Below are 5,794 nucleotides of genomic sequence, written 5' to 3'. Positions count from 1 at the left end.
GGCCGGTGAGCGGGGAGGGGGACTGCGCCGGCGGCCGGGCCGCGGGCGCGGGCGGCCCGGACGCGGCGAGCAGTTCCGACACCGTGACGAACTCGAAGCCCCTGGCGCGCACGCCCCGGATCATCGCCGCGAGGTTCCGCAGCGCCACGAGCCGGTCGGGGTTCCCGTGGTCGTGCGCGAGGACGATCGTCCCCGGCTGGACGTTGCCGACGATGTAGTCGACCAGGCCCTGCGGGTGGTGCTCGTAGGTCTTCTCGAGCATCTTGATGCCCCAGAGCGTCAGGTCGTAGCCGAGCTGGCCCGCCGCGCTCATGGTCGTCCCGCCGAGCTGCCCGAAGGGCGGCCGCAGGTGCCGGGGCTCCTTGCCGGTGATCGTCGCGATCGCCTTGTGCGCCCGGTGGATGGCGTCCACGGCCTCCGCGTGGGTCAGGCGCGACATGTCCTTGTGCGCCCACGTGTGGTTGCCGGCCTCGTGCCGGTCCATCCGGCCGTGGATGATCCGGGCGTTGGCGACCGCCCGCTCGCCGACCATGAAGAACGTGGCCTTGGCCTTCTCGGCGTCCAGGATGTCGTGCACCATCCCGGTCCAGTTCGGCATCGGGCCGTCGTCGAAGGTCAGCGCCACCAGCTTCTGCGAGGTGTCGACCGACCAGGTCACGTCCACGTGCCCGTGCACCGGCCGCCACGGCCCCGCGACCGGGATCGCCATGGCGGAACGCGGCGTCCCCTCCGGCATCGCCGCGACGACGGCGGCCCCGCCCGCCCCGCCCACGGCCAGGCCGCCCGCCGCCAGGCCGGCGCCCTTGATGATGTTGCGGCGGCTCGGCCTGTCCCGAGTCCGCTCGTCCCCCGTACTTGTCACAGCTGAAAAGAATCTCATAGTTCGCCGAGAATTCCCCGGCGGGGTGACCAATCCGTGAGAAAGGGGCAAAGGGGGCCGCTCGGGCGAGAGCGACCCCCTCCACCGGTCTCCCGGCCGCCGCATCCACCGCGCCGCGGGATCACCGCGCCGAGATCACCGCGCCGGGTCTGCCATGCCCGGTCCGCTGTGCAGGGACGGTCAGTCCACCTTCTCCTCCGCGGCGACCTTGTCGGCCAGGTGCGACGGCAGCGGCTCGTACCGCAGGAAGGATCGGTGGAAGCTGCCCGTGCCCTGCGACATCGACCGCAGGTCGATCGCGTACCGCGTGATCTCCAGCTGCGGCACCTCCGCGCGGATCACCGTCCGCCCGCCGGGCGCGAGCGCCTCGGTGCCGAGGACCCGGCCGCGCCGGGACGTCAGGTCCGACATGACCGCGCCCATGTACTCGTCCGCGATGAGCACGCTCACCTCGTCCACCGGCTCCAGCAGCAGCACCGGCACCTTGGACGCGGCGTCCTTCAGCGCGAGCGCGCCCGCCGCCTGGAACGCCATGTCGGACGAGTCGACCGAGTGCGCCTTGCCGTCGCGCAGCGTCACCCGGATGTCGACCAGCGGGTACCCGGCGGCGACGCCGCGCTCCATCTGCTGCCGGACGCCCTTCTCCACCGACGGGATGAACTGCCTCGGGACCACGCCGCCGACGATGCGGTCCATGAACTCGAAGCCCTCCCCGGACGGCAGCGGCTCCACCTCGATGTGGCATATGCCGTACTGGCCGTGCCCGCCGCTCTGCTTCACGTGCCGCCCGAGCCCCTCGGCCCTCCCGCCGAACGTCTCGCGCAGCGGGACCCGCAGGTCCACCCGCTCGACCTCGACGCCGTACCGGGACGCGAGCCGGTCGACCAGGACGTCCGCGTGCGCCTCGCCCATGCACCACAGCACCAGCTGCCGGGTCTCGGCGTTGTTCTCCAGCCGGAGCGTCGGGTCCTCGGCGACCAGCCGGCCGAGCGCCTGGCCGAGCTTGTCCTCGTCGGCCTTGGAGCGGGCCCGGATCGCCACCGGCAGCAGCGGGTCGGGCATCGTCCACGGGGCCATGACCAGCGGGTTCGCCGGATCCGAGAGCGTGTCGCCGGTCTCGGCGCGGTTCAGCTTGGCGACCGCGCACACGTCGCCGGCGCGGCACTCGGTGACCGTCCGCTGGGTCTTGCCGAGCGGGGAGCTGAGGGCCCCGACGCGCTCGTCCACGTCGTGGTCCTCGTGCCCGCGGTCGGTGAGGCCGTGCCCGGAGACGTGCACCGTGGTGTCGGGGCGCAGCGTCCCGGAGAACACCCGGACCATCGAGATCCGGCCCACGTAGGGGTCGGAGACGGTCTTGACGACCTCGGCGACGAGCGGCCCGTCCGGGTCGCACTCGATCCGGCGCGGCGGCCCGCCCGCGACCGGGGCGACCTCCGGGCAGGAGTGCTCCAGCGGGGACGGGAACGCCTCGGTGACGACCTCCAGCAGCTCCGCCATCCCGATGACCGGGCCGGGCTGCTGGCCGTGCGGCACCGAGGTCGCCAGCACCGGGTAGAAGCTGCCGCGCGCGACGGCCTTCTCCAGGTCCTCGATGAGCGCCTTGACGTCGATCTCCTCGCCGCCGATGTACCGCTCCATCAGCGACTCGTCCTCGCTCTCCTGGATGATCCCCTCGATCAGCGACGCCCGCTGCTCGGCGATCCGGTCCAGGTAGGCGGCGTCCGGCTCGCACTCGACCCGCTCGCCGGTGGAGTAGTCCAGGCAGCGCTGCGTCAGCAGCCCGATGAGCCCGGTCAGCCCGTCGCCGTCGGACACCGGGAAGTAGCAGGGCAGCACGCCCTCCCCGAAGGCGTCCTGCAGGTGCAGCAGCGTGTCGTCGAAGTCGCCGCGCTGCTGGTCGACCTTGGTGACGACGACCGCGCGCGGCATCGACACGGCCGCGCACTCCTCCCACAGCATCCGGGTGAGCCCGTCGACGCCGTCCACGGCGGAGACCACGAACAGGGCGGCGTCGGCGGCGCGCAGCCCGGCCCGCAGGTCTCCGACGAAGTCGGCGTACCCGGGCGTGTCGATGAGGTTGACCTTCACGTCGCCGTACTCGAACGGGGCGAGGGCGAGGTTCACCGACCGCTGCTGGCGCACCTCCACGTCGTCGAAGTCGCTGACGGTGGTGCCGTCCTCGACCTTCCCGGCGCGCTGCACGACCCCGGTCGCCGCGAGCAGGGCCTCGGTCAGCGTCGTCTTGCCCGCCCCCGAGTGGCCGACCAGCGCGACGTTGCGCACCCTGTCGGGCCGGCCGGCCTCCGGTGCCCTGCCGTGGCCTCCCGGGTGGTTCGCTCTGTCCGTCATGACACACCTCCTCGGGCGGACTCCCGCCATGGGAGCCCGTCACGCTCCTTTGGTGGTTCTGCCCGGAGTGAGCGGCGTCACATCCGTCTCCTCACCCTTTCCCGTGTCGGCGCGGATCACAAGGGGGGAGGCGGTATCGATGAGCACTACGATGGGTTCGCCGCGCGGCGCGCGCGGGGCCGCCTCTTCTCTCCCGGCCCTCCGGTCGCGCCCGGCTCTCGGACTGTCGATGAACGGACGGCGATGCTCAACAAACTGCGGCCCGCGCTGGGCCGTGTCCTGACGCCCATCGGACGTGGGGTGGCGCGCACCGGCGTGACGCCGAACACGATCACGGTCGTCGGCACGGCGGGCACCGTCGCCGGAGCGCTGGTCTTCTTCCCCCGGGAGAACTACTTCTGGGGCACGCTGGTGATCACCGCCTTCGTCCTGTTCGACATGCTGGACGGCGCGGTCGCCCGGGTCACGGGCCGGAGCTCCCGGTTCGGCGCGTTCCTGGACTCCACCATGGACCGGGTCGCGGACGCGGCGATCTTCGCCGGGCTGATGGCCGGGCTGTCGCGCGACGGCCAGGACGGCCTCGCCTCGGTCGCCCTGTACTGCCTGGTCGCCGGGGTCGTGGTCTCCTACGCCAAGGCCCGCGCCGAGGGCCTCGGCTACACCTGCAACGTGGGCATCGCCGAGCGGTCCGAGCGGCTGATCATCGCCCTGGTCGCGGCCGGACTCCACGGCCTCGGCGTGCCCTACGTCCTGACCTTCGCGCTGTGGCTGCTCGCCGTGCTCAGCACGGTGACCGTCGGCCAGCGCTTCGCGACCGTGTACAAGCAGGCCAACGCCCGTCCGGCCGAGCCCCCGGCCCAGCCACCCGCCCAGCCCTCCGCGCAGTCTCCGGCCCAGCCGCCGGCCGGTCCCGGACGGGCGTCCGGTCCGGCGGCCCCGGAGCCGTCCGCGGAGCCCGCCGAGGTGGACGAGGAGCGGCACGCGCCGGGACGGCGCGCATGACCGCCACCGGGACGGAGGGGGACCGTCCCGGCGAGCGGCCCCCCGGCCTCGCCGCGCGGGCGGTGGCCCGGCTCACCGACACGGCCTACGCGCTCGGCTGGACGGTCGTCCGCAAGATGCCCGAGCGCCTCGCCCGCGCCCTGTTCACCGCGATCGCCGACCGCGCCTGGCGGCGGCGCGGCAGGGGCGTGCGGCAGCTCGAGCGCAACCTGTGCCGCGTCCTCGGCCGGGACGAGCCCGACGCGTACGTCCGGCTCACCGCCAAGCGGGTCATGCGGTCCTACTTCCGGTACTGGCTGGAGGTCTTCCGGCTGCCCGAGTTCTCCCGGGAGCGGATCCTCGGCCACATGCGCGTCACCGGCCACGAGAAGATGCTCGCGACCCTCGACTCGGGCCGCGGCGTGGTCCTGGCCCTGCCCCACATGGGCAACTACGAGCAGGCCGGGGCCTGGCTGGTGCACATGGGGCACCCGTTCACCACGGTCGCCGAGCGGCTCCGGCCGGAATCCCTTTTTGACCGTTTTGTCGAATTTCGCGAGAGTCTGGGGATGGAAGTGCTGCCGCACCGCGGCGCGTCCGCCTACGGACGGCTCGCCCAGCGCCTGCGCGCCGGCCGGCCGGTCTGCCTCGTCGTCGACCGCGACCTCACCGAGTCCGGCGTCGACGTGGAGTTCTTCGGCGAGACCGCCCGCATGCCCGCCGTCGCCGCCGCCCTCGCGATCCGCACGGGCGCGGCGCTCCATCCGGTGACACTCTGGTACGAGGGGGAGGACTGGGGGGCCCGCGTGCACGAGGAGATCCCCGTCCCCGACACCGGCGACGGACGGGAGAAGGTGCAGGCCATGACCCAGGAGCTCGCCCGCGCCTTCCAGGAGGGCATCGCCGCGCACCCCGAGGACTGGCACATGCTCCAGAAGGTCTGGGTCGCCGACCTCGACCACCGCCCCGCCGCCGCGGAGGGGGACGCGCGGTGAGGGTCGGCATCGTCTGCCCCTACACCTGGAACGTCCCCGGCGGGGTCCAGCAGCACATCCGCGACCTCGCCGAGGCGCTGACCGGCCACGGCCACCACGTGTCGGTGATCACCCCGGCCGACGACGACGCCGAGCTGCCCGACTACGTCGTGTCCGCCGGACGCGCCGTCCCGGTGCCCTACAACGGCTCGGTCGCCCGGCTGGCGTTCGGGTTCCTGTCGGCGGGCCGGGTGCGCCGCTGGATCAACGACGGCGGCTTCGACGTGCTGCACGTGCACGAACCCGCCGCGCCGTCCCTCGGCCTGCTCGCCTGCTGGGCGGCCGACGGCCCCATCGTCGGCACCTTCCACGCGTCCTACACCAAGTCCCGCGTCGTGTCGGTGACCGCGCCGATCCTGCAGTCGGCGCTGGAGAAGATCACCGGCCGGATCGCGGTCTCCGAGGCGGCCCGCAAGACCCTGGTCGAGCACCTCGGCGGCGACGCCGTGCTGATCCCCAACGGCGTCGCGACCGAGCGGTACGCGATGGCCGACCCGCTGCCCGGCTGGCCCGGCCGCGACGCCACCGGCGCCCCGCGCGCGGGCGCGGC

At 73.4% G+C, this 5,794-nt stretch carries 4 protein-coding genes and 1 pseudogene; 3 read left to right on the top strand and 2 right to left on the bottom strand.

Annotation, left to right across the window (positions count from 1 at the left end; genetic code table 11):
- The coding region (locus tag DZF91_RS29360; protein WP_199486969.1) for a polysaccharide deacetylase family protein at window positions 1–862 on the bottom strand (862 nt) is incomplete at its 3' end.
- A 198-nt stretch (window positions 863–1,060) separates the two neighbouring features.
- Complete coding sequence (locus tag DZF91_RS29355; RefSeq protein WP_117360356.1) at window positions 1,061–3,229, bottom strand: elongation factor G-like protein EF-G2; 2,169 nt, start codon at window positions 3,227–3,229, stop codon at window positions 1,061–1,063.
- 243 nt (window positions 3,230–3,472) lie between these two features.
- Between DZF91_RS29355 and pgsA the strand changes: the two are divergent.
- From pgsA to DZF91_RS29340, 3 genes and pseudogenes are all read left to right on the top strand, one after another.
- Window positions 3,473–4,081, top strand: a pseudogene (gene pgsA / locus DZF91_RS29350) (phosphatidylinositol phosphate synthase); the annotation flags it as partial.
- Between the two features lie 146 nt (window positions 4,082–4,227).
- Window positions 4,228–5,205: a phosphatidylinositol mannoside acyltransferase gene (locus DZF91_RS29345; protein WP_117360354.1), complete on the top strand. Its 978-nt coding sequence runs from the start codon at window positions 4,228–4,230 to the stop codon at window positions 5,203–5,205.
- A partial coding sequence (locus DZF91_RS29340; RefSeq protein WP_147341438.1) for a glycosyltransferase family 4 protein occupies window positions 5,202–5,794 on the top strand: 593 nt, incomplete at its 3' end. The genes DZF91_RS29345 and DZF91_RS29340, both read left to right, overlap by 4 nt.

Source organism: Actinomadura logoneensis (assembly GCF_003428695.1).
GTDB lineage: Bacteria > Actinomycetota > Actinomycetes > Streptosporangiales > Streptosporangiaceae > Spirillospora > Spirillospora logoneensis.
Note: the sequence above shows the minus strand (reverse complement) of the source record. Positions and strands in the feature narration are given on the sequence as shown.

Excerpts from the sequence above, each read along its gene's own strand:
- DZF91_RS29345 (WP_117360354.1), top strand. The coding sequence starts at position 4,228 with ATGACCGCCACCGGGACGGAGGGGGACCGTCCCGGCGAGCGGCCCCCC.
- DZF91_RS29355 (WP_117360356.1), bottom strand. The coding sequence starts at position 3,229 with ATGACGGACAGAGCGAACCACCCGGGAGGCCACGGCAGGGCACCGGAG.